General features: G+C 60.3%; 7 protein-coding genes and 1 pseudogene. 4 read left to right on the forward strand and 4 right to left on the reverse strand.

Features of this window, described 5'->3' with window-relative positions; all coding sequences use genetic code 11:
* Positions 1 to 508 precede the first annotated feature (508 nt).
* The 3 genes from ACIF4X_RS27285 (at position 509) to ACIF4X_RS27295 (ending at position 15,536) form a co-directional block, all read left to right on the forward strand.
* Positions 509 to 1,618, forward strand: a complete 1,110-nt coding sequence (locus tag ACIF4X_RS27285) for a substrate-binding domain-containing protein (protein WP_064120671.1) — start codon at positions 509 to 511, stop codon at positions 1,616 to 1,618.
* Between the two features lie 95 nt (positions 1,619 to 1,713).
* Positions 1,714 to 2,823: a substrate-binding domain-containing protein gene (locus tag ACIF4X_RS27290; protein WP_397484454.1), complete on the forward strand. Its 1,110-nt coding sequence runs from the start codon at positions 1,714 to 1,716 to the stop codon at positions 2,821 to 2,823.
* 218 nt (positions 2,824 to 3,041) lie between these two features.
* Positions 3,042 to 15,536, forward strand: coding sequence for a filamentous haemagglutinin family protein (locus ACIF4X_RS27295; protein ID WP_397484455.1), 12,495 nt, complete (start codon positions 3,042 to 3,044; stop codon positions 15,534 to 15,536).
* 319 nt (positions 15,537 to 15,855) lie between these two features.
* Here the strand turns inward: ACIF4X_RS27295 and ACIF4X_RS27300 are convergent.
* From ACIF4X_RS27300 to ACIF4X_RS27315, 4 genes and pseudogenes are all read right to left on the reverse strand, one after another.
* Positions 15,856 to 16,050, reverse strand: a pseudogene (locus ACIF4X_RS27300) (stability determinant).
* A 280-nt stretch (positions 16,051 to 16,330) separates the two neighbouring features.
* Complete coding sequence (locus ACIF4X_RS27305; RefSeq protein WP_397484456.1) at positions 16,331 to 19,816, reverse strand: Ig-like domain-containing protein; 3,486 nt, start codon at positions 19,814 to 19,816, stop codon at positions 16,331 to 16,333.
* A gap of 224 nt (positions 19,817 to 20,040) precedes the next feature.
* Positions 20,041 to 23,979 (reverse strand): Ig-like domain-containing protein, encoded by a 3,939-nt coding sequence (locus tag ACIF4X_RS27310; RefSeq protein WP_397484457.1) that lies wholly within the window; start codon positions 23,977 to 23,979, stop codon positions 20,041 to 20,043.
* Between the two features lie 182 nt (positions 23,980 to 24,161).
* Positions 24,162 to 25,109: a transporter gene (locus tag ACIF4X_RS27315; RefSeq protein WP_397484458.1), complete on the reverse strand. Its 948-nt coding sequence runs from the start codon at positions 25,107 to 25,109 to the stop codon at positions 24,162 to 24,164.
* Positions 25,110 to 25,320: 211 nt separating this feature from the next.
* Here ACIF4X_RS27315 and ACIF4X_RS27320 point away from each other — a divergent pair, with 211 nt between their 5' ends.
* Positions 25,321 to 26,418, forward strand: a complete 1,098-nt coding sequence (locus tag ACIF4X_RS27320; RefSeq protein ID WP_397484459.1) for an AraC family transcriptional regulator — start codon at positions 25,321 to 25,323, stop codon at positions 26,416 to 26,418.
* Positions 26,419 to 26,726: the final 308 nt, after the last annotated feature.

Genomic DNA, 26,726 nt, shown 5'->3' on the forward strand with positions numbered 1-26,726 from the left:
TTAATCAACTGGTCCAGTAGCAGGTTTTGATGGTGTCTGACTTGGCCCCATCGCTGGCAAGCCAGCTCCCACAGGGGACGGTGTTGTTGATGCGAACTGTGACACAACACAAAAACCTGTGGGAGCTGGCTTGCCAGCGATGAGGTCAGTCAGGCCAATAAATAATTCAAAGTTTTTGCAAAAGATACTCCATCACCCGAGCCATGTTTGCCCCATCCTCGGGTTCTCCTTTCTGTCATCTGCAACCACCCGCCAACGCCTTCAGCCCGATTCCGCCAAACCCCTGATCCAGACCCTGCACTACACCCTACAAACACCCGAGAAAATCCCTTCAGAAACACCGCGCACCTCCCGAGGTTTTTTCCTTTATCTGTCACCGGAAGCTGCGAATTTCTCAGTGCGACTTAACCAAGGCCAACGCTAGCGAGGGCCCCGGTGAGTCCTCCCAGTGTCATGCAAGTCACCCGAAAACCTGTGTTCCCAAACCTAGTTGAAAAGGAGATTCTTCATGTTCAAGCGCACTCTGATCGCAGCTTCCCTGACCGTCGCCGCTCTGGCTTCCGCTCAAGCCATGGCCGTTACCGGTGGTGGTGCAACGCTGCCTGCCGCTCTGTACAAAGGTTCTGCCGACAGCATCCTGCCAGCCAACTTCACTTACGCGGCTGTGGGTAGCGGCGCTGGTAAGACGGCGTTCCTGACCAACGTTGCCACTGGCTTCGGCGCCACCGGCACTGTGCACTTCGCCGGTAGCGACTCGGTACTCAGCGCTTCGGACATCAGCACCTACAACAGCGCTTTCGGTGCTTCGTACGGCCCGCTGATCCAACTGCCTTCGGTGGCCACTTCGGTTGCCATCCCTTACAAAAAATCCGGCCAGACCGCTCTGAACCTGACCAGCGCGCAACTGTGCGACGCTTTCTCGGGCACCGTGACCACTTGGGGCGGTCTGCTGGGCACTGCTGACACCACGCCGATCCGCATCGTTTATCGCAACGTTTCCAGCGGCACTTCGGAGATCCTCACCCGTCACCTGAACGCTGTCTGCCCAACCAAGTTCACCACCAACTCGACGTTCGTCAACGCCCGTCCAGCCGGTTCGACCCTGCCGTCGAACTGGGTCGGCGTCGCTGGCACCGCTGACGTCGCGCCTACCGTTGCCGCCGTTGATGGTTCGCTCGGTTATGTCGGTCCGGACGGCGTGGACGCCACCAGCAACGCCCTGGTTTCGCGCATCAACAACGTACAGCCAACCTCGGCCAACGTTGCCCTGGCACTGGCTTCGGTGACTCCACCGGCGACCGCTGCTCTGGCCGCTGACCCGACTCGCTGGTCGCCAGTGGTGGCTAACCCGGCCATCGGTTACAAACTGGCTGCCTACACCAACCTCATCGTCGGCCAGTGCTACAAGGATGCAGCCGTGGCCAACGACGTGAAGGCGTTCCTGACCACTCACTACAACACCACCACCAACGACCTGGCCGTCAAGAACCACGGTTTCGTGACTGTGCCATCGGCCTGGAAAACCAAGGTGTATGAGACCTTCGTATCCAACGCTACCGGTTACAACCTGAACATCAACAACACCAGCGTCTGCAACACCATCGGTCGTCCTTTGTAAAGCGCCCGATTCACACCGCAACACGAATGGCAGCCCCTCGAGGTTGCCATTTTTTTTGGCTCCCGTTCGTGGGGCATTCGATAAGGAGATTGAACATGTACAAACACATTGCAAAGGTTGCACTGCTGTCGGCGGCGCTGATGTCGGGTCACGCATTGGCGGTGACGGGTGGCGGGGCGACGTTGCCTGCCGCGCTGTACAAGGGGTCGGCCGACAGCATTCTGCCGGCCAGCTTCAGCTACGCCGGTGTTGGCAGCGGGGCAGGCAAAGTGGCGTTTTTAAGCAACAATGCTGCGCCGTTCGGCACTACAGGCACTGTGCATTTCACTGGTAGCGATTCGATCCTGACGGCAAGCGAAATCAGCCAATACAACAGCGCTTTTTATGCCAGTTATGGTCCGCTGATTCAGCTGCCATCCGTCAGCACCGCCATCGTCGTGTCCTATAAGAAAAGCGGTATCAGCAATCTCAATCTGACGAGCAGCCAGTTGTGTAATGCGCTGTCCGGTGACACCACAACGTGGGGCCATCTAATGGGCACTGCCGACACCACGCCGATTCGCGTGGTTTACCGGAACAACGCCAGCGGCACCTCGGAAATCCTCACTCGCCACCTCAATTCCGTTTGCCCGACAAAGTTCTCGACCAGTTCGTTGTTCACTACCGCGCGCCAGCCGTCAGGTTCGACAGTGCCGATAAACTGGGTCGGCGTGTCGAGCGACAGTGATGTCCTGCCTACGATCAATCAGGTCGACGGCTCGATCGGTTACTCCGGCCCTGACGGTATCCAGGTGACCGACAACACTGTCGTTGCACGTCTTAACGGTGTGCTGCCAACCCCGCTCAACGTCGCGCTGGCACTGTCTTCGGTGACGCCACCGTCGACGTCTAGCGACGCCTATAATCCCGCCCGGTGGTCGCCCGTGGTGGCGAACCCTGCCCTTGGCTACAAAATTGCTGCCTACAGCAACTTGATCATTGGTCAGTGCTACAGGGATGCCAACGTGGCCAACGAAATACGCAACTTTCTCACCACTCACTACAGCCAGCCTGGCAACAATGCTGCGGTACAGGCGCACAAATTCTTTGCGATGCCACTGAGCTGGAAAAACGCCGTCACCGCCAACTTCATCACCAATACCACCGGCAACAACCTCGACATCAACAATCCGGCCGTGTGCAACGGCATCGGTCGTCCTCTTTAAAAGTGACTGCCGCCAAACCGATGGCAGCCCCGCACAGGGCTGCCATTTTATTTGATGGCGCAGAACGGCCCGCCGCGAATACTCCCCCAACATGAAGTTTGTGTGACATCCGTTCGGTCGCGACCGCCGCCAACTGCCTATGACGTAACAGCAGGTTTTTGCACGCCTGCGGCATGTGTGGCAACCAACGTGTGGCAACCCAAAAGGATCTCGTAGTGATGCTCGCTCGCCCATCCCGTCGTACCAACGTCCAGTCGTTCAAACGTGAAGCCGTGGAGCCGGCGCTGTGGTTGCTCAAACCGCTGGCGCAGGCGGTGGCGTTGTGTCTGGTGGCGGGCAATGCGCACGCGGCAACGGCGTTCAGCTCCAACTGGTTCGCTGCCAAGGGGGCCGCTCAGCAAGCCGCGGCCGCACGGCCGAGCACTGGCGGTTTGCCGGGGATGACGCCGCCACTGGCGCAGCAGCAGAAAGCCAACCAGCAATTGCAGCGCTCGATCCAGACCCTGAACAACACCGTCGCCGCGATTGCCGCGCAGCAGGCGGCGCAGGCGGCCGGTCGTGCCGCTGCGCTGGGCTCGGTGCAGTTTGTCCCGGACGGTCTGGGCGAGGGCGGTCTGAAGGTCGATAACAGCCTCACCCAAGGTTGGCAGAACGCCAAGGGCCCGCAGCAAACCCAGGCCGACGGCAAGACCACGGTGAAGATCGAGCAGACCGCCGACAAGGCCATCCTCAACTGGGAAACCTTCAACGTCGGGCGCAACACCACCGTCGAGTTTGCCCAGCAGGCGAACTGGGCGGTGCTCAACCGGGTCAACGACCCGAATGCGCGGGCGAGCCAGATTCAGGGCCAGATCAAGGGCGACGGCACGGTGATGCTGATCAACCGCAACGGCATCGTCTTCAGCGGCAGCAGCCAGGTCAACGTGCGCAACCTGGTGGCAGCGGCAGCGAACATTACCGATATCCAGTTCCGCGACCGTGGCCTGTATTTCGACAGCAACGGTACTCAGCCGACCTTCACCGATGCCGCTGGCAAGGTGTTGGTTGAGCGCGGCGCGAGCATCACGACTCATAAACCGGCGACGTCGACCGATGCCGGTGGTTATGCCTTGCTGCTCGGCAGCGAAGTGCAGAACGACGGCAGCATCAGCACCGCCAAAGGCCAGACCGTGCTCGGCGCCGGTGACCGCTTCTATATCCGCAAGGGCGCGGGCACCGAGGGCAATGCGCTGTCGACCACGTTCGGCAACGAAGTCACGCCGGGTTTCAAGGCCGGCGATGTCAGCGGCAAGGTCAGCAACAACGGCTTGATCCAGTCGGCCACCGGCGACATCACGTTGACCGGTCATGAAGTCGTGCAGAACGGCGTATTGCTCGCCAGCACCTCAGTGGCTGCTCGCGGCACGATTCACTTGTCTAACCCCGCGAGCGACAGCGGCGGCAGTGTCACCCTGGCGCAAGGCAGTGCCACGGCGATCATGCTCGACAGCAGCGACCTGACCGCGCTCGACAGTCAGCATCAGGCAGCCTTGAGCGCGGTCACTGCGAACAACCGCATTCGTGGCGATCAGTCGCGCATCGAGATCCAGAGCGGCGGCAGTGTCGAGTTCCAGAACGGCTCGATCACCCTCGCCACCGGTGGCCAGGTGGCGGTGACGGCGCAGCGCCGCAGCCTGGTGCGCGACGGGGCGATGATCGATGTCTCGGGTGCCCTCGGCGTCAAAGTGGCGATGGAAAACAACAACATCAAGATCAACGTGCAGGGCAACGAGCAGCGCGATGCCTCGGTCAACCGCGACCAAGGCGCGCTCAACAGCAACGACATCTGGGTCGATGTGCGCGAGCTGGTCTACGTGCCGGCCGGCACCAACGGCTATGCCACCGATCGCTGGTACACGGCCGGCGGCCTGCTGGAAGTCGGCGGCTATCTCGGCACTCAGGCGCACAGCGTCGGCGAGTGGATGGCGCAAGGCGGCACGGTGAGTTTCGCCGGCAACGATGTGGTCACCGAAAAGGGCTCGTTGATCAATCTGTCCGGTGGCACCCTGGACGTGCAAAGTGGCGAGATCCGCCAGAGCTGGCTGCGCGGTGCCGACGGCAAGCTGTACGAAGTGTCGCGTGCGCCGGGCGACCTGCTCTACACCGGACTGTACAAAGGTTTCGAGGACAGCAGCGAGCGCTGGGGCCAGACCCGCTACTTCTACAATCCGCTGATTGCCCCGCGTTCGCGTTTCGAGTCGGGTTACACCGTCGGGCGTGATGCCGGGCAACTGGTGATTGCCACGGCCAACGCCGCGCTCGACGGTCAGATGCTCGGCGAGGTGTATCAGGGCGAGCGGCAGAATCAGGCGCCGAAACCGGTGCTTGATGGTTATGAGCAGAGTCAGACCGCGCTGGCGCGCCGCGCGCAATTGATCGTCGGCAGTTATGACCCGGCGTATGTGGCGGCCGCGGGCGGCGTGTTGTATGCGCTCAACCCGTTGCTGGATCAGGTGCAGATCGGCGGTCAACGGCCACTTGCCGGCACTGATCTGGACCTCGCCGGCGCCGTGTCGCCGGCGCGCCAGGGCAAGTTGTTTCTTGATAACGATCAGCTCAACGGCTTCCGTCTCGGTGCGCTCAAGGTGGCGGCCAGGGATCAGGTCGTCGTCGCGGGTGCGCTCAGCGTCGATACGGCTGGCGACATCACCCTGTATGCGCCGGATGTGCAGGTCGGTGCTGACCTGGCCGCGCGCAGCGGCAGCCTGCGCCTGGGCAACGTACTCAATCAGTTCAACGGCACCGTGAGCAGCGACACCCGGCTCACGGCGAACACCGGCAAGCCGACGCAAGTCTCCGTGGCTGAAGGCGTTCACCTCGATACGCGCGGCGTGTGGAGCAACCTGCGCACCCAGCCCGACGATGGCGCCAGTCTGGCCTCGCTCAACGGTGGTTGGGTGTCGATCCGCAGCAGCGGTGATATCAATATCGGCGCCGGCAGCCTGCTCGATGTGTCGTCCGGTGGCGCGATCCTCGCCAACGGCAAGACCCGCGGTGGCAAGGGCGGTGATTTGACTCTGGAATCGAGCGCGATTTCCTCCCCCGGTCAATCGCACCTGCGCCTCGAGGGCGAGTTGCGTGGCTACGGTGTAACCGGCGGCGGCACCTTGACCGTGCAGGCCAACAAGATCCTGATCGGCCAGACCGACAAAGCGTTGGCCGACAACACCCTGCGACTGTCCACCGATTTGTTCAACAAGGGCTTCTCCGCGTACAACCTGATCGGTTTGAGCGGCCTGGACGTCGCCGAAGGCAGCGTCGTTGACGTCAGTCTGCCGGTGTACCGTTTTGGCGACGCCGCGCCGAATCAGCTCAGCGGTGCCGACCCACTCGCGGCGCTGGAGCTGTGGACGCCGGCGTTGTTCCAGGACAACGCGACCCAGGGCGTGCTGACGCAACGCGCCGGTGCCAGCCTGACGCTGCAAGGCGGGGCCAGCCTGCTCAGCCTGATCGACGCGGCCAACAGCAGCCTGACCCTCGGCCGTGGTTCGCGCATCAGTGTCGACCCGGGGCAAAGCATCAAGTTGCGCGGCGCCGGGCAGATCACCGTGGACGGTGAACTCAATGCCTGGGGCGGCACGATTGATATTCGCCAGCAACAGTTCGGTGCGATCAAGCCGGCCACCTCCGATCAACTCGCCGAGCCGAACGCACACAATCGTTCGATCTGGATCGGTGAACACGCGCGGCTGGATGTGGCGGGGCGCGTGAACACCGCAGTGGATGCCTTGGGTCGCACCTACGGGCAGGTCGGCAAGGGCGGCAGCATCATCCTCGGTGGCGAGATCGACGCGAAACTCGCCACGGCCACGGCCGCCGATGCCTACGTGGTGGTGCGCCAGGGCGCGCAACTCGATGCGTCTGGCGCCGAGGCGCTGCTGGACATCGCCGGGCAAGGACCGACACGTGTGGCCACCGACGGCGGACGCATCGCCATCAGCTCCTACAACGGCCTGTTCATCGACGGCGATTTACGTGCGGCAGCGGGCGGTGCCGGGGCGGCCGGTGGTCGTCTGGAAGTGGCGCTGGAGACGCCGTTGTACGCCGATTCGGCGGCCAACAACGTGCGCACGCCACGCGAGTTGATCATCGATCAGACGTCAACCGGGCAGACGCTGGCCGCCGACCTGCGTCCGGGCGAGAGCGACGACGGTTTGCGCTACGGTCAGGCCCGGGTCCATGCCGACAGCCTGATGGCCGGTGGCTTCGACACCTTGAGTCTGTTGAGTAACGGCCTGTTATCGTTCGACGGTGACGTCAATCTGCACATGCAGCAAAGTCTCAGCCTGTACGCCGGGGCGCTGTCCCAGGCCGAGTCAGGCAAAGACACGGCCCGGGTCGATCTGAGCGCGCCGTATCTGCGCTTGTCCGGTGTCGGCAGCTACTACAGCGTGGTTGGCAGCGTGCGCCCACGCCTGACGAACAGCCCGACCGGCAAACTCGCGGACGCCCGCTTCACGGCGTCGGCCAACTTGCTGGATCTGGGTAACGGTCTGTCGTTCGGGGCACAGGGTTCGATCCTGCAACTGAAAGCACCGGCCGTCGAATACAGCCGCCGTGGGTTTGCCGAGGTCAGCCTCGACAGCAGCGGTGACCTGCGCTTTCTGGCGCCGACCGATGGTGCGGATAAAAGCCGTCTGTGGACCCCGGGTGATTTGAACCTGCGTGCGGCGCAGATTTATCCCGCCAGTGACGTGCAGGCAGAAGTGCGTGTGGGTTATCAGGGCGCGCAGTCGGTTGCCGACCATACCCTGCGCATCAGCGGCCACGGCGCGGCGCCGGCTGCGGCGCCTTATTCGGCGTTCGGCAAGCTGACGTTCTCGGCGGCGTCTATCGAACAGGGCGGCGTGTTGCGTGCACCATTGGGCAAGATTGTCCTCGGCGACGACTTGTTGACCACCACCCGTGAGGTTCGCCTGCTGCCGGGCAGCGTGACGTCGGTCAGCGGTGCCGGGCTCGTCATGCCATATGGCGGCACCACCGACGGCATCGACTATCGCTACGGCGGCAAGTCAGTGGTGTTGAACGGCGTCACCGGGGAAGCGACCGGCGTGTCGATGAGCACCCAATTCATCGATGTGCAGAGCGGCGCGCTCATCGATTTGTCGGGGGGCGGCGACCTGCGTGGCGCCGGTTTCATTTCCGGGCGCGGCGGTTCGACCGATGCCCGTTTCAATCCGCTGGTGCGCAACGCTACCGACGGTACTTTCAGCTTGCCAGGGCTGGCGAGCAACCCTGTTTATGCGATTGTGCCGGGCAACCAGAGCACCTACGCGCCGGTGCTGGCCGAGGCGGGCGCGGTCGATCCACGGATCGGCCAGCAGATCACCCTCGGCGCCGGAGTGCCGGGCTTGGCGGCCGGCACTTACACGTTGTTGCCGTCGACGTTTGCCTTGCTGCCCGGCGCGTTCCGGGTCGAAGTCAACGGTCAGGCCACGCCGGGCGCAAGCACGGGTGTGTTGCCGATGCGCAATGGTTCGTGGACCGGCAGCGGGCAGATGTCGATTGCCAACACTGGCCTGCGCGACAGCCTCGCCCGACAGGTCATCCTGACCCCGGCCCAGGTGTTGCGCGGTTACTCGCAATACAACGAAACCAGTCTCAGCCAATTCATCCAGAGCGATGCCGTGCGGCGCGGGGTTCCCCGGGCACTGGCCCCGCAGGACGGCAAGACCCTGGACCTGCGCCTGATTGACGGTGGCGAGCAGGACATCGCGTTGCAGTTCAATGGCCAGGCGCGGTTCGGTGCCGCTGCCGGTGGCCTGGTTGGCACGGCCGTCGTGCGCAGCGGCAACGCCCGCAGCAGCTTCGAAATCCTCGGCAGCGGGCAGGCGCCGACCGAGGGCTTCAACGGTATTTCGCTGTACGCCGGAACGCTCAACAACCTCAACGCCGGACGTTTGACCATTGGCGCAATGCCTACTGTCAGCTACAGCACCGCGGGTAACATCATTGGTTTCATCGGTGACACCTCCAGCATCGTCTTGCGTGACGGGGCGTTGTTGGCAGCGCCGGAAGTGCTGTTGCGCAGCAACTCGATCAATGGCGGCATCACCGTCGAAGCGGGCGCCGGGATCAACGCCTTGGGGCGTGGCAACGCCGCTTATGACTCGACGGCCGGGTACATCTATCAGCCGGGCGCGTCCAGTGTGGTGGTGGTCTCGAACGGCTGGACCAATGTCCTGGCGCCGGAGGCGGGCGGCGGTTTCACCGGTGCCGGCAGCATTCGGATCGGCACCTGCGCCACAGCGGTTTGCGCCAGCCCGGCGCTGCTCTACTCCAACGGCAGCATCACCGCCGCCACGGATAACCAGTTCGAACTCGGTGAAGCCGTGCGTTTCGGCACGCGTCATCTGGCCCTGGCGGTGGGCGCGGTCAACGCTGGCAGCGCCGAAGCGTTGGCGGCTGCGGGCAACCGCGTACCGGCCGGCCTGACCCTGAACCAGAATGTGCTGGACCGGTTGCTGCGCGGTGATCGCCAGTTCGGCGCCCCGGCTCTGGAGACGCTGAGCCTGACCACGCGCGATGCTTTCAATCTATACGGCAGCGTGACCCTCGATACCTTCGATGCGCAGACCGGTCAGAGCAAGCTGCAAAACCTCGTGCTCGCCACCCCGGCGATTTATGGCGCGGGCGCTTCCGAGGATATCGCGACGATCCGCACCGCCAACCTGATCTGGAGCGGTGCCACTCAGGACCCCGGCAGTGTGATCAGCGGCGGCGCCGGTACCGGCAGCGGCACCCTGGATATTCAGGCACAACGCATCGAATTGGGTTACGGCCCGATGCCACAGCCCAACGGCCTCGATCAGAACAATCGTCTGGCGCTGGGTTTTGCCAACGTCAACCTCAGCGCCAGCGAACGCATCACTGCCAACCACAAGGGCAGCCTGGCGGTGTATCAGCAGCAGGGCGCTTACGACCCGCTCAAGGGTTACGCCTACACTGGCGGCAATCTCACTTTGCGCACACCGTTGCTGACCGGTGAGGCTGCGTCGGTCAATCTGCTCAAGGCCGGCAATCGCCTGACGCTCAGCGGTGCCGGTGCTGCGGGTGTGGCCGATGCCCTCGGCGCGGAGTTGAATCTGCAAGCCCGCGACATCGTGCTCGACAGCCGCGTCGCGCTGGCCAGCGGCAAGCTCACGGCCAAGGCCGAGCAAGACTTGACCCTCGCTGGCGGCGCGCAACTGGACATGGCCGGGCGCACCTTGCCGTTCAACGACGTGAGCAAGTACAGCTGGGGCGGGGACGTGTCGTTGTTGAGCAACAACGGCAACATCCGCCAGTTCGCCGGGTCGCGCATTGATCTGTCGGCGAAAAACAATCAGGCCGGCAACCTCAGCGCCGTGGCCTTGGCGGCGGATGCCGGCACCGTCGATCTGCAGGGCGAGATTCTCGGCGCCAGCAGCGGCTATTACGATGCCGGCGGCACGCTGGTGCCGTACAAGGCCGGGGGCGTGGACATTCGCGCCCAACAGTTGGGCGGTGATGCGAGCGTGCAGTTTGCGGCACTCAACCAACGTCTGAATGCCGGACAGGTGTTCGGCAGTCGCAGCTTGCAACTCAAGCAGGGCGATTTGCTGATTGGCGACGGGCTCAAGGCCGGCGAGGTCAATGTCTCGGTGGACAATGGCAGCCTGACGGTCAACGGCTTGATCGATGCGAGTGGCGAACGGGTCGGCAGCATTCGGCTGTCGGCGCAGAACGGCCTGACCCTGGCCGGCAACAGCGTGCTCGATGCCCATGGTCGGGTGCTGCGGGTCGACAGTTACGGCAAGATCATCGACGCGCCGAACCGGGCCATGGTCGAGCTGAATTCCGGTGCCGGTGTCTTGACCCTGGCGTCCGGCACGCGCATCGACTTGCGCCATGGTACTGATGCGGTGCCGGGTTTCCTCGCCGGTCAGCATGACCAGATGCTGCGCGGCACCGTGGAATTCAACGCGCCGCGTCTGGGCGTCGGCGACATCGCCATCGATGCCAGCGGCACTGTGAATATTCAGGGTGCGCGTTCCATCGGCCTCAATGGTGTGCGCCGCTATGACGATGCGCGTGATGGCGTCGACCCTGCGGTCAGCGGCCGGCCGTATCAGGTGATCGACCAGGCGCTGTTGACCCGCATCGACGGCGACAACACCACCTTCATTGACGCCGCGCTGAACAACGCCGATCTGTTGCAACGCAAACTGGCCGGCCTGAACAATGCGGCTTATGCCGATGCCTTCCATCTGCGCCCCGGGGTCGAAATTGCCAGCAAGAGCGCAGACGGTGATCTGGTGGTCGAGGGCGATATCGATCTCTCGCGTTATCGTTACGCCAGCCTCAATCCGCACACGCAAAAAGTCGCGGGTATTTATGGCTCCGGAGAGTCCGCCAGCCTGGTGATCCGTGCCGGCGGCAATCTTGATATTTACGGCAGCATCAACGACGGCTTCGCGCCGCCCCCAGAGACGGTCGACGATGCTGGCTGGAAGCTGTTGCCGGGCGTACAGCCGTTCGGCGGTGATCTGGTTGTCCCAGGGACCGGAGTGACGCTTGCGCCGGGCACGCAATTCCCGTCGGGTGTGACCCTCAATTACGACCTGCCGATTCAGGCGACGACGCTGGTCAGCGGCACGCTGCTGCCGGTGCAGGTGGAACTGGCCGCGCCTTATACCTTCAGCGCCGGCACGGTGCTGGCGGGGGCGGTGCACGACGCCTCGGGTAATCTGTTGTATGCCGCCGGGACGCTGTTGAGCAGCGATGTGACCGTGCCCGCCAGCAGCCGTTTGGGTGCCGGTATTCGCTTGAACCGCAACACCGCGTTGCAAGCCATGAACTGGCCCAAAGGTGTGCCGTTGCCGGGCGCCTTCGATGCCGACACCGGCAGCAGCAAGCATTTGATGTTGAGCCGTTCGCTGGCGCTGTTGCGCGGTTCGTTGATTCCGTCGATGACCAATGTGGTACTCGCTGACGGTGTCGCGTTCATCGAGTTGCGCGCTTTGAATGGCGCGAGCCAGGGTGCCAACTGGGCACTCGCGCCGATGTTGCCGTCGGGTAGTGCCTCGTGGTCGATCCGCGCGGTGGCGGGGGCTGATCTTTCCGCCGCCGATAGTCGCGCGGTAAAACCGCTCACCACCGAAGGCAATTTGCGCCTCGCGGACACCCATTACGGGGCGAAGATCACCGAAGGCAATCCACGCGCGGTGTGGTCGGAAACCAACCAGTATGGTTTCCCCGCCTTCGAACCGGTGCCCGAGGAATACCTGATTCTCTGTGAAACCGATCCCGGTGCCTGCGCACCGATGGCGCGCTGGACCTGGGCCCCCGGTAACCAGTTCGGTTTCCAGGATTACGCGCCGATCCCCGAGGAATACCTGACGCTGTGCGACAGCTATCCCGAGGTGTGCGTCGAGAGCAATCCGGCGAGAAGCGCCAGTATTCACAGCCAGATGTTCAGCGTCTTGCGCACCGGTACCGGTGATCTCGATCTGATCGCCGCCGGCAATCTGAGCATGGCCTCGCCGTTTGGTGTGTACACCGCCGGTACCCAGTCAGCCGATATCGATCCGCGCTTCAACCAGAAACGTGCACACCTGTCTGATAACGGTTCGGTGCTGGGCAGTGCCGGTGGCGACGTTGAAAAATGGGTCGACGGTGGCACCGACAGTCTCTATCAGGCCTGGTATCCGCAGCTCGGTGGCAATCTGACGATCAATGCCGGCGGCTCTGTCTCCGGCGATACTCTCGGGCGCAAGACCGCGAACAGCGGCGGCTACCGTGAGCAGGTGCCAAGCGTCGCGGTGGGTAATTGGTTGTGGCGCCAGGGCGATGGCAGCAGTGACGTGCCGACTGCCTGGTGGATCAACTTCGGCAGTTATGCCACTCAGCCGCTGCCGGATGCCGACATGGATGCGGCGCCGTACCTGGTGGGGTTCACCGGTTTCGGCACCTTGGGGGGCGGCAACATCAGCCTGCGCGCCGGTGCAGACGCCGGCATGCTCAAACCGATGGGGGATGCGCGGACCAACCCACGCAGTCAGGGCTTGATCGTGGCAGTGGGCAGCACCGGTCGAGTCGACAGCGACGGCAGCCTGCAATTGACCGGTGGCGGTGATATGGACATCCGCATCGGCGGCTCGCTCAATCCATCCCTGCAAGCGCGGGCCGGCAACGATGGGGTCACGCCACCCAAGCATGATCTGCAAGGCGCGCTGATCAACCTGCGCGGCGCGGCACAAATCAGCGGCAGCGCGGTGGGCGGGATCAATCTGCAATATGGCGCCAACAGCGTGTTGCATGATGCGCGCGAAACCCGTGCGCTTGACCCGTTTAGCGCAACCACCAGCAATGCCTCCGGCGGCCTTGTGCTGATCCCCGGTGACTCGGGCATGCGCATCAACACCCGTGGCGATCTGGTCTTGGGTGGCGCAGCGGATCCGGGCCGGGTGCGCTTGCAGAACGCCACGCCGCTGTTCGATGACCAGGGCAACATCACCCAGGGCGGAATATTGACCGGTTTCTCGTTGTGGACCGAACACACGGCGATCGATCTGTTCTCGGCCGGTGGCAATCTCACCCCGAGTACCCAATTGGCCGAGACTGACACCAACGGGCCACTCAAAGGGCAGAACACCTCGCCAACCGACAGCCGTTTCGTCTATCCATCGATTCTGCGCGCGGTGGCGGGGCAGGGCTCGATCTACGCCGGTTCGTCGGCGGCTTACAGCGTCGGCAACACCGCCCCTGCGACCGCCTATTCGCTGTTGTTGGCGCCGTCGGCGTCTGGTCAACTGGAACTGTTGGCGGGTGATTCGATTTATGCCGGCGGCTATGCGATCAACCAGTCCGGGGCCAGTCCACTGGCGATTGCCACGCCGTTCGCTCCGGCGTTCAACGGCTATGCCAGCAACTCGGCGCAAACGCCGTTTATTTCCAACAGCGGCAGCGATGGAGTCCTGGCTGAACCGAACCTGCGTTATCCCTTGTTCGCTTTCGGCAGTAACTCGTACGCCGGCCTCAGCGATGTCATGGGCCCGGCACGAATCTACGCGTTGACCGGTGACCTGGTCGGTATCCGCAGTGGCGAATCGTTACGGGCAAGCGATTCGCTGCGCACCTGGAACGAAGCGGCAGGGCCGGTGTGGATGATGGCCGGTCGTGACATCGTCGCCTCTGGCACCAACCTGGGCCAACCGACGATTTCGCCGAAGGATGGCGTCGGCACCAGCAAGGACACGATCTACTCCACCGGCAACCTGTTCGTGCACAACGACCCGAGGGATGTATCGAAAGTGTCGGCCGGTCGCGACATCCTCTACAGCAGCTTCGACATCGCCGGCCCCGGCACCCTGGAGGTCAATGCCGGGCGCAACATCCTCATGGAGGACCGGGCCAGCATCACCAGCCTTGGCTCGTTGTTGCCAGGTGATCAGCGACCAGGCGCGAGCGTGGTCTTGCAGGCTGGCGTCGGCGCGCAGGGGCCGGATTATTCACGGTTCATCGCGCGGTACCTGAACCCGCTGAACGTCGCCAGTGCGGATGCCTCCCTCAGCGCGCAACCGGGCAAAGTGGTCAAGACTTACCTCGACGAGCTGCAGAGCTGGCTGACCCTCGGTTACGGCTTCAGCGGCAACGCCGAACAGGCGCAAGCGTTCTACGCCGCGTTGCCGGGCACCGAACAGGCGATCTTCGCGAGGCAGGTGTACTTCGCCGAACTGCGCGCCGGTGGCCTGGAGTACAACGATGTCGATGGCCCGCGCAAAGGCAGTTATCTGCGCGGTCGCAACGCCATCGCTGCGTTGTTCCCGACCACCGATGTGGCGGGCAATCCGATCCGCTATGACGGCGATATCACGCTGTACGGCGGCGCCGGGGTCAAGACCCTGTTCGGCGGCGACATCCAGATGCTCACACCGGGCGGCGGTCAGGTGTTCGGCATTGAAGGCGCGGCACCGCCATCGACGGCGGGGATCATCACTCAGGGTTCGGGCAACATTCAGCTGTACTCGCAGGGCAGCATCCTGCTGGGGCAGAGCCGGATCATGACCACCTTCGGCGGCTCGATCCTCGGCTGGTCCGCCGAGGGCGATATCAACGCCGGGCGCGGCTCGAAAACCACCGTGGTCTACACACCGCCGAAACGGGTTTACGACACTTGGGGCAACGTCACCCTGTCGCCATCGGTGCCGAGTACCGGCGCCGGTATCGCCACGCTCAACCCGATTGCCGAAGTGGCGCCGGGCGACATCGACCTGATCGCACCGCTGGGCACCATCGATGCCGGCGAGGCGGGGATTCGCGTGTCGGGCAACGTCAACATCGCCGCGCTGACCGTGGTCAACGCTGCCAACATTTCGGTGCAAGGCAAGGCGACGGGCGTGCCGGTGGTCTCTGCGGTGAATACCGGGGCGATTACTTCAGCCAGTTCCGCCGCATCGTCGGCGACGCAAGCAGCAGAGGACGTCGCCCGTCAGCAGCAGGCGGCAGCGCGGCAGAATCAGGCTTCGGTGTTCACCGTACAGGTGCTGAGTTTCGGCAATGAGCAACTCGCGCCGTCCCGCGATGGTGCCAGCCGTGCACCGGCACCGGGTTACAACCCGAACAGCCCGGTGCAGGTGTTGGGCGCCGGGGCGCTGGATGAACAGGCGAAGCAGCAGTTGACCGAGGAGGAGCGTGGGCAACTGACGTTGTAAAAGACTCTCGTGCAGTACGTTTGGGCGGCCGGTTGGTCGCCCTTTTTTTATGTTGATGAGGTTCGTGGGTATTGTTGTCGAGTGTGGATTAATGTCAGTATTTTGATGTGCCCGTTCACTCGATAGACCAGCAGATAATTTGAATTGACCATCATTTCCCGAGTGCCTGGCACTAGACCGAATCTGTAACCATAGGGGATTGATGAAAGCCTTTGCATTGCTGCGCCCACCTTGTGCTGCAGAGCCGCTAGCGTTGGAATTGTATTGTTCAATGTAATCGATAATGTCAGCCAGATCGTTCAGAGCCTGATCGCTCCATTCAAGCGGCAGTGCGTCGATTCTTGCGTTTCTCTTCTAGTAATTGGTCTAGGCGCACCATGGCTTTCTCATGGGGAATGCCCGGGCGAGGATCATCCAGTGCAGCCTGCACCTTGGCACGAAACCAGCGATTGTAGCTCTCTGCCTCTTCTTCGGACTAGAACTCAGAATAAAACGGGGAAAGCAATATGCTCATATGACCTCCGTGATCAATTTCAAGCGGTCTAAGCGGTGAGTGAAAACGTGGTCTGTCCCCGATAACCCCTCCCCGATAACCCCCGATAACCTGGCCCCGATAACCCCGATAACCTCCCTTTGCGAGCAAGCTCGCTCCCACATTTGCAATGCGTTTCCCTGTGGGAGCGAGCTTGCTCGCGAAAGGGCCATCCCGGTCAGCAGGAAGATCTCGATCAAGCCCCGCTGTTTAAATCACTGGTTAAATAAACCCGTCCCCTCTGTGGTCCTTTTCTTTTTGATCATGGAAGCCTCTTGATAGTGATGTTGTCGAAGTTGATAGGAACCGACAAGGTTTGATTTCGGTTGTGTCTACAGCTTATTTCAATTACAACATCCTGATTTTCGGCGTTGTAATAATAAGTTCCTGTAGTGCTTTTCCAGATGTTGTTTGCTGGCAATTCGTCAAGGTGGTGAGCAAGCTGGCCATTAAAATCCACTCTTAAATGGCCGGGTATTGAAATTTCCACATAGTCATACTTATATGAAAAGCTTATTTGATAACCTCCCCGCTTCAGTTTTTTATAGGTTTTCTTGATTCCTACGCGTTCGTTGGGCTTGAGAAATGTTAAGTTGTTTGCCCAGTAAAATTCTCCAAGTGTATTTTTTATTTCTCCTCGGCCCGCAATGATATTTGTCCAATTATTCCAGTTGCCACTGGTGAAGTCCGTGAAGTCATCGACATTCTTGCTTACCGTTATTGCCCAAGGTGCCGAAGTTTCAGCGTTGCCATATAAACCTTTGGCAGTAAATCTGTGCGCTGTTTCACTCAGATCTTCAATGAATAAGTTCCATGCTCCGGTATCAGCATGTGCTGACGTTTGATCTATGGATACTTCGCCGTCGAGTACCTCGACTTTCTGGCCTTTAGCGGCAACGCCGCTCAGCGTCACGGCTTTTTCCGCAGTTTCTCCGCCTTGTGGAATTTCAGAACCGCTCGGTGAGCCTTTGACTGAGGTTAGCGTCGGAGCGGTAGCTTCCGTCACGGTCAGCGTTCTCGCTGCCGACACCAGGCTCGGTTGCTCTAGATATCTCGCCGTAAAACTGTGTTTGGCTTTGCTCAGGTCTGAAACCGACAGACTCCAGATGCCGGTTACTCCATCGGCCGTCTCTTTACCTTTGATAACCGTACCGTCGAGCACTTCAACTTCCCGCCCGGCTGCGGCAACGCCGCTTAGGGTGACGGCGGTTTCCACGGTGACCCCGCCTTGAGGGATTTCGATACCGCTGGGAGAACCGTTGACCGATGTCAACGTTGGTGCTGCAGCCGCTGTCACAGTCAGTGTTCGCACATTTGACCATTGCGGGCGCGGGGTATACAGCGACCCTGCGTATAACCTCCGGGCACCCACTGCAACAGTAATCGACAACTCCCATGTGCCTGTTGTCGTCGAGGCTGTGGCCACTCCCTTGGAGGTGTGGCTCGGTCCGTTTCCTTCAAAAATTTCGACTCTCTGGCCCTTGCTCGCGGTGCCTTTGAGCGTCAGGGCGGTGCTGACGGTAGTTTGTCCCTCGGGGATTTCAACGTTTTTGTCGTCCAGCACATTGCTCAGCGTCGGCACAATGACGGCCGTGACGGTGAGGGTGTAGGCCGCAGAGGCGGGTTCGGCACCATATTTTCCTGTCGCGGTAAAACTGTGTTTCGTCACACTCAGACCCGACGCGGTGTAGGTCCAGATTCCAGAAACCGGATCCGCCGTGACCTGATCCTTGACGGTGGCACCATCGCGTATCTCGACGTTCTTGCCCTTGGCCGCCATGCCGCTCAGCACCACGCTGGTTTCAACGGTGGTGCCACCCTCGACAATGTCCTTGCCGCTTGGCGATCCCTTGACCGAGTCGATGGTCGGCGGATCCAGCGCCACCGGTTGCCCTACCGTAAACTCCAGATCATTCGAATAGCTGGTCGTGTTGCTGGCCGCCCGAAAAATCTCGTAATTAACCTTCACTTTTTTCCCGCGATTAGGTTCGATGTGCTGCGCCACAAACGCCGCGTTCAGCGGGAAGTTCACGTCCTTGTCCTTGGATAAGGTGTTGAGTACTTTCGAGTCGGTAACAGGCTCATTGCCTTCAACGATCCAGAAAAATTTCACGATATCGTAGGGCTCGGTCGGCACAGCCACCGGCCGTGGGGCGGTGATTTTGCTGACGCCACCGGGCAGGTCTTTGGGTTCGAGCACGCCATCCTTTTCACCTAGCACGATGGGTTTGACCAGTTCCCGTTGCGCTTTACCGACGTTGAGCAACGAGGCGTGCAGCGAGGCGCGACGGGTGATGGTGCCGTTTTCGTCGCTCAGCAGGTTGTACGACAGACGCAGCGTGCCGCCCTCCAGGGTTTTGCCGTGTTCGCCGGCGACGGTGATGATGAACCCCTCGGGGTCATCGGCCTCGTCTTGGCTGGGGAAATACCAGTCCAGTTCGGGGTCGTAAATCGTGAGGTCGGACCGGGTGCCGAACAATTTGAGCTCGATGGCGTTGTCCGGGGTGATCAGCGGATCGTAGGGGATGCGGATGCGGTATTCGGGCGCATTCGGGTCGAGCGCGCCACTGATCTGGTCGATCGCGATGGGCGCGGCCAAGCGCGTGGCCTCACCGATGACGCTGTAGGCGCGGGACTTGGATCTGGAGTTGTCGACCACGACGCCGCCGCGGCGCACATGATAGGCGTACACCACCGTGCGTTTGGCCAGGGCGCGCAGGGTGCTGTTGTTGTGCGCGATCGAGACTCGCACCGGCGGCGTGGTTTCAATACGCTGGATCACCAGTTCACTGATCTCTTTTCCTTCGTCGTCGGTACCGAAGACGCTGAGGTAGATCTCGTCGTTCTTTTTGAAGATGTTGTCGTCCTCCGCCCAGACTTCTACCTGCGGCCGTTCGTCCCCCAGCGCCTCCAGATTCACGATGAGACCATCGGCCTGTTTGAGGATGGGCGCACCCAGCCGCAAGCCCTGAGTGTCGACGACAATACGCACGGCCTCGCACCAGTCTTCGGACTCGTTGTGCACGCGGTCGCGGATCTTGTAGCTGACCGACACCCCGTCGGAGTCGCCGGCTGAGAGGATGGTGGTCTTGTCGGCCAGAACCACGATGGGATCACCCTCTGGATCGTCGAGCTGTTCATGGGTGACGGGCTCGGACTCCACGGTTTTCCCGGCCCAGGCGAGGATAAGCACATCACCGACGGCGCAGTTCCGGTAGAGCCAGCCATCGCCGGGCTTGGGTTTGGCGTAGATCAGCACGCCTTCCTCGGCGGTGGCCTTGTCGACACCGTCGCGCACCACATCCGGCGGATCGAAGGCCATGGTCAGTTCGGAGTGGCCATAGTCGGGATTGATGTCCTGACCACCGGGCAGTTCCAGTTTGACGAAGAGCTTGATCGTCGGTCCTGGCTCGGGCTTCTGCCCGAACCGCGTGATCTGGTAGGACAGTTCCCAGTCGCCGCTGGGCAAACGCTCGGGCGCGACGAACAGGGTGACGCGCTTGTCCACTTCGATCTTATCGGTGATGGTCTTTTGATCCACCATGGTTTTGTTCAGAAGCAATTTGCAGTTGTCGCCCACACTCATGTTGTTCCAGGCGGAAATCTGGGTCTTCAGCCCCTTGATGAAGTTGAGTCGTGCGGCGGCGAGGTTGATGCCCCAGGTGCCGTCCGGTAACAGAATGCCGCCGGGGATTTCCGGGTCGAGGAGGGACAGGACCGAGATTTGTTTGCGTGGTTGGACGAGCATGACGGGCACTCCTGCCGGGGGTGGGGGGCGATGGAGTGATTAGGGGATAAAACCGGGAAATGCGCACCTGTCAGATCTGACAGGTGAACGTTGAATTTAGACGAACGGTAACACTGTTTTTCAGCCTGCGACCGGAAACCCGTTCTCTGGCGCAGAGAACGGATTTCACGGTTGGGCATATAGCAGGGCAATCGCGATTTTAATAGCGTGCTTGACTCGGAAAGTCAGCGAATCCCGACAATATTCGAGGCGTGCCCGTTTTCTCTCGCGTCGCCATCACCGCCCCAAACCAGATATTTGGTTCTTCTACTTCTGTATGGCCACCAATAGCTGCCCGTATCGGTAGACCAATAATGGTGATTACCCATCGGCCAGTTAGCCCCATAAGCAGCATGAATTTCGTTTAATTCCCCCATGCTGGGAATACGCGCCCCCAACGCGGCGACGTTGACATTGGCCATCGCCCAGCCACCGTTACCACCGCCATAACAGAGAATGACGTTCGTCACTGATACGCTGAAGCTTTTGGATTGCTGGGCAGTGTCTCTGGCCGTGATAGTCGCTGTGCCTCTCCCCCTGGCGGTAACAAACCCTCTGGAATCAACTGCTGCCACCGCTGGGTTGCTGGAGCTGTAAGTGATGGTTCCTGTTCCCCCGGTGGCTGATCGCAATATCGAGTTACCGGAATTCGGAGTGGGGAACACGTTAGGATAGCCCGCACAAATATAAGTCTTTCCACCCAATGTGACCGGACTTGTGTCGAAGCTCATCGGTGAGATTCTGCGAAATGTTCGCGTGCTGGAACTCTGATCCGTGCTGACTGCCTTGGCGTATACCGAGTGATCACCCAGAGCAATGTTAAGGGTGGTTGTCCAGGTTCCGCTTGCATTACTGGGTACCGTGTTCTGGGGGACGTTGTTGTCGTAGATTTGCACCCGATACAACGGGGTTACCGCACCTGTAAGGGTCACATAAGTATCTACGGTCTGACCATTATTGTTCAGCTCTCCGCCTGAATGTCGAACGGATGTCAACGTCACTGCCAGATGGGCTTTAACGGTAAAGTTATGTGCAGGGGATTCCAGTTGATCGCCATAGAGCGCGCGAGCCTTGAGCGCGTAGGGCTTCAGGTCCAGCGTTGACAGTTTTATAGAGCCGTTGCCATCTCCATCCAGATCGATAACCGTGCCGATCAGGGAACTCTCGTCATAAAGCTGAACACGCTGTCCAGCATCCGCCAATACGCCAACGGTAATTTCTCTGTCGTAAGTAATGCCGTTGTGCGCGACCGAGCCTATGGAGTCGGTCACTGCGGTAATACTGGGTTTCGTGGCAACACCAATGGTAAATGTTCGCGGATTCCCGTCCGGTACATCGGCATCGTACAAGGCTTTTACCGTGACGGTTTGCAGGCCTTCGACGAGGCCGTCTGCAGGGGATTCCCACACCCATAGTTCCGTGGCTTGTGGTGTGCCTTTGACAACACCATTGACCTTGATCTCGACTTTCTCCCCGCGCGTCGCTGTGCCATGGATCGTAACGCGCTTGTCGTAGGTCAACCCTGCTTCGGGAATTTCCTGTTCTTGTGCGTTGAGGATTTTGGTGATGGCCGGCGTCACATAGTCATAGCGCGTGCGGATCGTCAGTGGCAGGGCAGGGAACTCGATTGCAGCGGTCTCTTCCGTGCTGTTGTCGAAAATCACTCTGCATTTCACCACGGCGGGAGAGCTGTGCCGCAATTTCAAGAGTTCACTTCGGAGCAAGGGCTCGTCGAGGCCTCCAGCCACTTGCTGGTCACTGATTTGATGATCTTTCAGTACATCGATCCGGTAGCTGCCGGTGCTGGTTTCGCCCTCTACATAGACCCACGTGCGCTGGTGCTTGGCAATAAATGGCCATCTGTTCACCAACACCCTTGCGTCGCCGGCAAACTCCATCAAGTCCAGAACCGCCTTGTCTGCCTGAGGCACTTGCGGTGTGGGCAGATCGTTGTCCGGATCCTGGAAGTCGAGGATGTTCAGTGGCAGCGTTTCGGAAGGCGTCCACAAGCCATAGCGCTGTACGTCATAGCTGACGTCAACCGAGCGCCGAATGTTGGCACCCACAAACGAGGCGGGCAGGTGGAAGGTAACGATGCCGGTAGATTCGGCGGGTTGTTCCAAGTCCTCTGATGTACCGGCCCCGGGCGTCCCTCGCCATTTCAGCGCGAGGGTGTCGAGTGCTTCGTCCATGCTGAGATAACTGCACTCGATATCGACACCGTTGAGCGCATCCATCGGGTTCAGCGAACCGTTGGGTGCTTGTAAAACGGCAGGCGCAGGCAAAAGCCCCACGGGGATGCCAACCATCACCTCGAAGGGCGCCGAATAGCTGTACTTTCCCGTCGCGACATGCAGCAGGGTGTAACGGACAGTGACCGTATAGCCGATATTGGCCGAGACGTATTTGACATCCACCCGAAAGCGCGCGGTCTTGTCGATCGAGAAAACAGTGATGGGAATACTGCCTTTGGTTGAGCTGAAAGCAGAGAGACCCGTCCAGTGATACGTCAGGATGTCGCCCTTCACCCAATTGACCGGTTTCACCAGCACATGCGCCTGGGTATAAACCAGCGTCGGGTCGATCACGCCATCTTTGGCTTCTTCTACATCGGGGGCCGGCAGTGTGGCGGGGAGTGCGCGTACCTCGACCCGCAGAAAGTCAGATTCGCTGAGTCCATAATCGGCAGCATCGTCGTTGTACACCCGGTAATAGAGTTTGAGGCTGCCGTTGTTCAACGGGAGAATGTGCTCGTTCATCACATAGATGTACGTAAAGCCTGCCTGCTCATCGTTACTGCTGACGTCGTAAGGTTCCTCATGCAAATAGGCATTGCCGTCTGATTTCGTGCCTTCCCAGATCAGGTTGATCGTGTCACCGGTCTTAAGGCTCGGGTAGGCAATTTTCACGGTCGCTGTTTTGCTGTCCCCAGGCAAAATGGCACCGATAACCTCCTCAATAATTGGCGCCGGCAACAGCGCCGGGTTGCCGATTACTTTGACGAAGGTGCGCTTGGAATAGAGCTTGGAGTTATCGCTTTTTTTGTGCAGTACATAGGAACCATCGAGCGTCCCGGTGGCGAAGAGACTGACGAATGCAAAAGGGATCGGGAACTCGAGAATGTAGGGCAAAGTGCCGACGGTGACTTCCTCGGTCAGTGTGCGAGGCGCTGTGCCGGTGCCCCCGACCCCGGCGACATTGATCACGATCGTGTCGCCCGAGGTGAATTCTTTATTGATTTCGAGCCGGATCAGCAGATTGGTCGCCTGATGGTCCAGTTGATCGAGATGGAGTTCGCCATCATCGGCATCTTCGAAAATGGCCGGGTCCAGGCGCGCGGCACCGGCATCCACCTGAACCCTGGTCTCCTTCGACCATTTCTCGCACCAGTTCCAGACCTCATCATGGATTTCGTACCTGATCGGCAACGCATTGCTATCGCCAGCGGTCAGGATGTCGCCGGGCGACGCGGTGATGACAATTTCTTGAGTGCCGTTCGCCTCGGCTTCAGTAACTACGTGCGGGGTCAGAAGAACACTGCCCCAGCGCACCCAGATGACATCGCGTACCGTAATTTCCCGATAGTGCTTGATGGTCATGGGCACTCCCTTGCTTGACCACTCTTTGCTGACACCATTGTCGATGACATCCTGCGGCAACCCGACCAGGTCGAGGTGTGAATGCCAGGGAAGATGCTTATCCTCATCCTCGCCGGCGGGCAAATTCAATTTGACCAACAGCGTCAATACGGCGGAGGGATTGTCAGGGAGTGGTTCGCCTGAACGGGTCACCTGGCAATAACACTCGGAGTAACCGGGGGCGATTTCAGTGGTCGGGAGAAAGAAGAACAATCTTTCATCGACATCTTCGAGCTTGATTTTCAGTTCGTGGATGACGTTGTTGTTCCAGAAAATCCCGATTTCATCGCCAGCCCCCATCCCGGGGTAAGGGTCGATAATACTGAAGATGCCAGCCTCGGAGTTTTCGAACGTTGCCAGGTTGATACCGCCGTCGCCATTCACAACCGGCTGAGTCATGTCAGCGATGTACAGCGGATAGATTTGCAACGGTGTGACGGATAAATCTCTGCGTGGGGGAAGCCGAAAAAGTCTGAAAGAAGTCATGAGCAACACCACCTGAAAGGAAAAAAACGGGTGATTCCCTTTTAGTCCCACTGATTGCTCATTGACTACTGTCAGATCTGACAGGGGTAAGCGGTTTTCAGACGGACGGTCAGGCGCGGGGTGAGTCTGTTTGTGGGGCGCCCGTCTGAGCACTGTTCGCTTCTGAGCGCAATCTGGCAGGGTCAGAAGGCGTACGGAATACTCACCTTCGCCCACAACATTTCCCCCTCCGGCCGGTTCTCCACATCAAACTCCTTGGCCCAGCGAATCTCTGCACTGGCGTACTTGAGAAAGGTGAAGTGCAGCGCCGGTCCAATCGCGAACACCTTGCCGCGCACGCCGTCATCGACGTCCTGCCCGGCAAACTGCACGGTGTGGCCGAACTGTTTGTCGTCGGTGGTCTGCTTGAGGAAGTAGCCGTTGACGCCGAGCATCAAGTCGTCGGTGATCTTGTAGCTGGCCGAATAATCGAAGTGGAAGATCTGCCCGGACTTGTAGTCGGTGTCCTTGTTCTTCTCGTTGAAGCTGTAGGTGGTCTTCATCGAGACTTCGGTGTTGTCAGTCGGCAACCAAGTGAACGAGAACAACGGCTTGTAGGTATAGAAATTGTTGCTGGTATTGGCCAGCCGATCGACGCTGTATTCACCGGTGGGCACGGTAACCTCCACGGCGGCGCCGAGGGTCAGGTTTTTGCCCATGTCCCACAGGATGATCGGTGCGAAGGTGGTATCGCCCATGCCTTCGCGGGTGTCGCTCAGGCCGAACACCGCCACTTCCTGCTTCAGCCATGGCTGGGCGATGTAACCGGCCAGGCGTCCTCCGAAAATGCGTACCGGGCTTAAATAATCGAGACGCGGAATCACCGCCGTGGATTCGATCTCGACATTCGGCACCTTGCCGCCCAGCGAGCTGATGTTGAGCTTTGTCGATTTGTAATGGTTGTAGTAGAGGTTGAACGCGACCATGTTCTCCGGAAGGCTGTCGACTTCCAGCGGCAGCATGAAGAAACCGTCGGTGCCGGTGCCGATATTGTCGACGCCGGCTTCGGTGGCCAGCGCCGGTAGGGACACGGCGCAGCCCAGCAAGGAAAGGGCCAGGCGCAGGGTGGGTGTCGCGCGGTTCGGTTGCATATCCGTCCTCATTATTATTGTGTTTTGGGCGCAACGCCGGCACGCAGCACGCCCGGCACTATAGAAATAAGCGCTTGGCGCCCGGCGGGGCAGGGTATTGGCGGACAGTTAGGGGGACTTCTGCGGACAGTCGGCCGACCCTGTGCTAACTTCCTTCGACATAACCGGTTACAAAAATAACAATCAAGCGTGATCCGGAATGTCAGCCCCCATGAACGTTAAAGTCCAAGACCCGACCTTTGAACTGGCGCTGGTCTCGCCATTTCTTTTGCAAACCCTCGCCGAAGTCGCGCAGGACAAGGGCGTCGATCCCCAGAGCCTGTGCCGTGGGCTGGGTTTCACCCTTGAAGATCTGCAGGATCCGGCGCAGCGGATTTCCTATCGGCAGGCTGTGGCGATGATTCAGCGCGCACTCAAAGTGCTGCCCAATCAGGGTTTGGGGCTGTGGGTTGGCGCGCAGAATGTTCTCGGCACCCTGGGCCTGCTCGGGCATGTGTTGTCGCTGTGCAAGACCTTGCGTGATGCTTTTGCGCTGGGGATTCGTCATCAACACACCTCGGGCGGGATTGTGGTGTCCAGCGTCGATGTGGTCGGTGGCCAGGTGCATCTCGATGCTGAATGCCGCCTGCCATTTGCCGACGTGCAGGTATTTGCGGTCGAGGAGTTTTTTGCCAGTTTGCTGGTGTATGGCCGTGCGCTGGTCGGTGCTGAGTTCAAGGCGATTGCCGTGGAATTCGTCCACGCCGCGCCGGATTATCTGAGCGAATACCACCGCCTGCTGGGGCCGGATGTGCGTTTTGGTTGCCTGCACAATCGCATGCTGATCGATGCGCACTGGCTGGACGTGAATCTGCCCAATCATCATTCGCTGGCGTTGCGTCAGGCCGTTGCGTTGCTTGAGCTGGAAGCGGCGCAGGTGCATCAGAAACTCGATCTGATTCAGGCCGTGGAGCGGGCGATTGCCCGGGATCTGAGCTGCGGCAGCCACATCGAAAAGATTGCCGGGGATTTGAACATGAGCAGCCGTACGTTGCGCCGGCGCTTGACTGAGCATGCGTTGACGTTTGAGGCGTTGCTGGAGCAGGTGCGGCAGGCGCGGACGCTGAGTTTGCTGGCCAATCCCGATATGCCGATTGAACGGATTACCGAAGAGGTGGGCTACAGCGATGTGCGCAGTTTTCGCCGGGCGTTCAAGCGCTGGACGGGGATGAGCCCTAGCGCTTGGCGTAATGACGCTAACCCTCACCCCAGCCCTCTCCCGGAGGGAGAGGGAGCCGACCGAGGTGTCTTTCGTCGTACATCGACCTGAAAGGTCTTTGTCGATTATGGATTCACCGATGCACACTCAATTCAGTTACCTCGATCATCCCCTCACCCCAGCCCTCTCCCAGAGGGAGAGGGGGCCGACCGCAGTGTCTTGCGTCATGCATCGACCTGAAAGATTTTTTTCGATTATGGATTCGGTACAGCACGCTCAAGTCGGTGTAGATCTCAAATATCCCCCAATCAGTTCCCTCTCCCCCCGGGAGTGTATGTACCGGAGACATGGTGGACAGGTGTTCGGAGACATGGTGGACACATTTTAATAGACACATTGCTCATCGCGAAGGAGATGGC

Source organism: Pseudomonas sp. NPDC085632 (assembly GCF_044541255.1).
Classification (GTDB): Bacteria; Pseudomonadota; Gammaproteobacteria; order Pseudomonadales; family Pseudomonadaceae; genus Aquipseudomonas.

Excerpts from the sequence above, each read along its gene's own strand:
- ACIF4X_RS27285 (WP_064120671.1), top strand. The coding sequence starts at position 509 with ATGTTCAAGCGCACTCTGATCGCAGCTTCCCTGACCGTCGCCGCTCTG.
- ACIF4X_RS27290 (WP_397484454.1), top strand. The coding sequence starts at position 1,714 with ATGTACAAACACATTGCAAAGGTTGCACTGCTGTCGGCGGCGCTGATG.
- ACIF4X_RS27295 (WP_397484455.1), top strand. The coding sequence starts at position 3,042 with ATGCTCGCTCGCCCATCCCGTCGTACCAACGTCCAGTCGTTCAAACGT.
- ACIF4X_RS27305 (WP_397484456.1), bottom strand. The coding sequence starts at position 19,816 with ATGCTCGTCCAACCACGCAAACAAATCTCGGTCCTGTCCCTCCTCGAC.
- ACIF4X_RS27310 (WP_397484457.1), bottom strand. The coding sequence starts at position 23,979 with ATGACTTCTTTCAGACTTTTTCGGCTTCCCCCACGCAGAGATTTATCC.
- ACIF4X_RS27315 (WP_397484458.1), bottom strand. The coding sequence starts at position 25,109 with ATGCAACCGAACCGCGCGACACCCACCCTGCGCCTGGCCCTTTCCTTG.
- ACIF4X_RS27320 (WP_397484459.1), top strand. The coding sequence starts at position 25,321 with ATGAACGTTAAAGTCCAAGACCCGACCTTTGAACTGGCGCTGGTCTCG.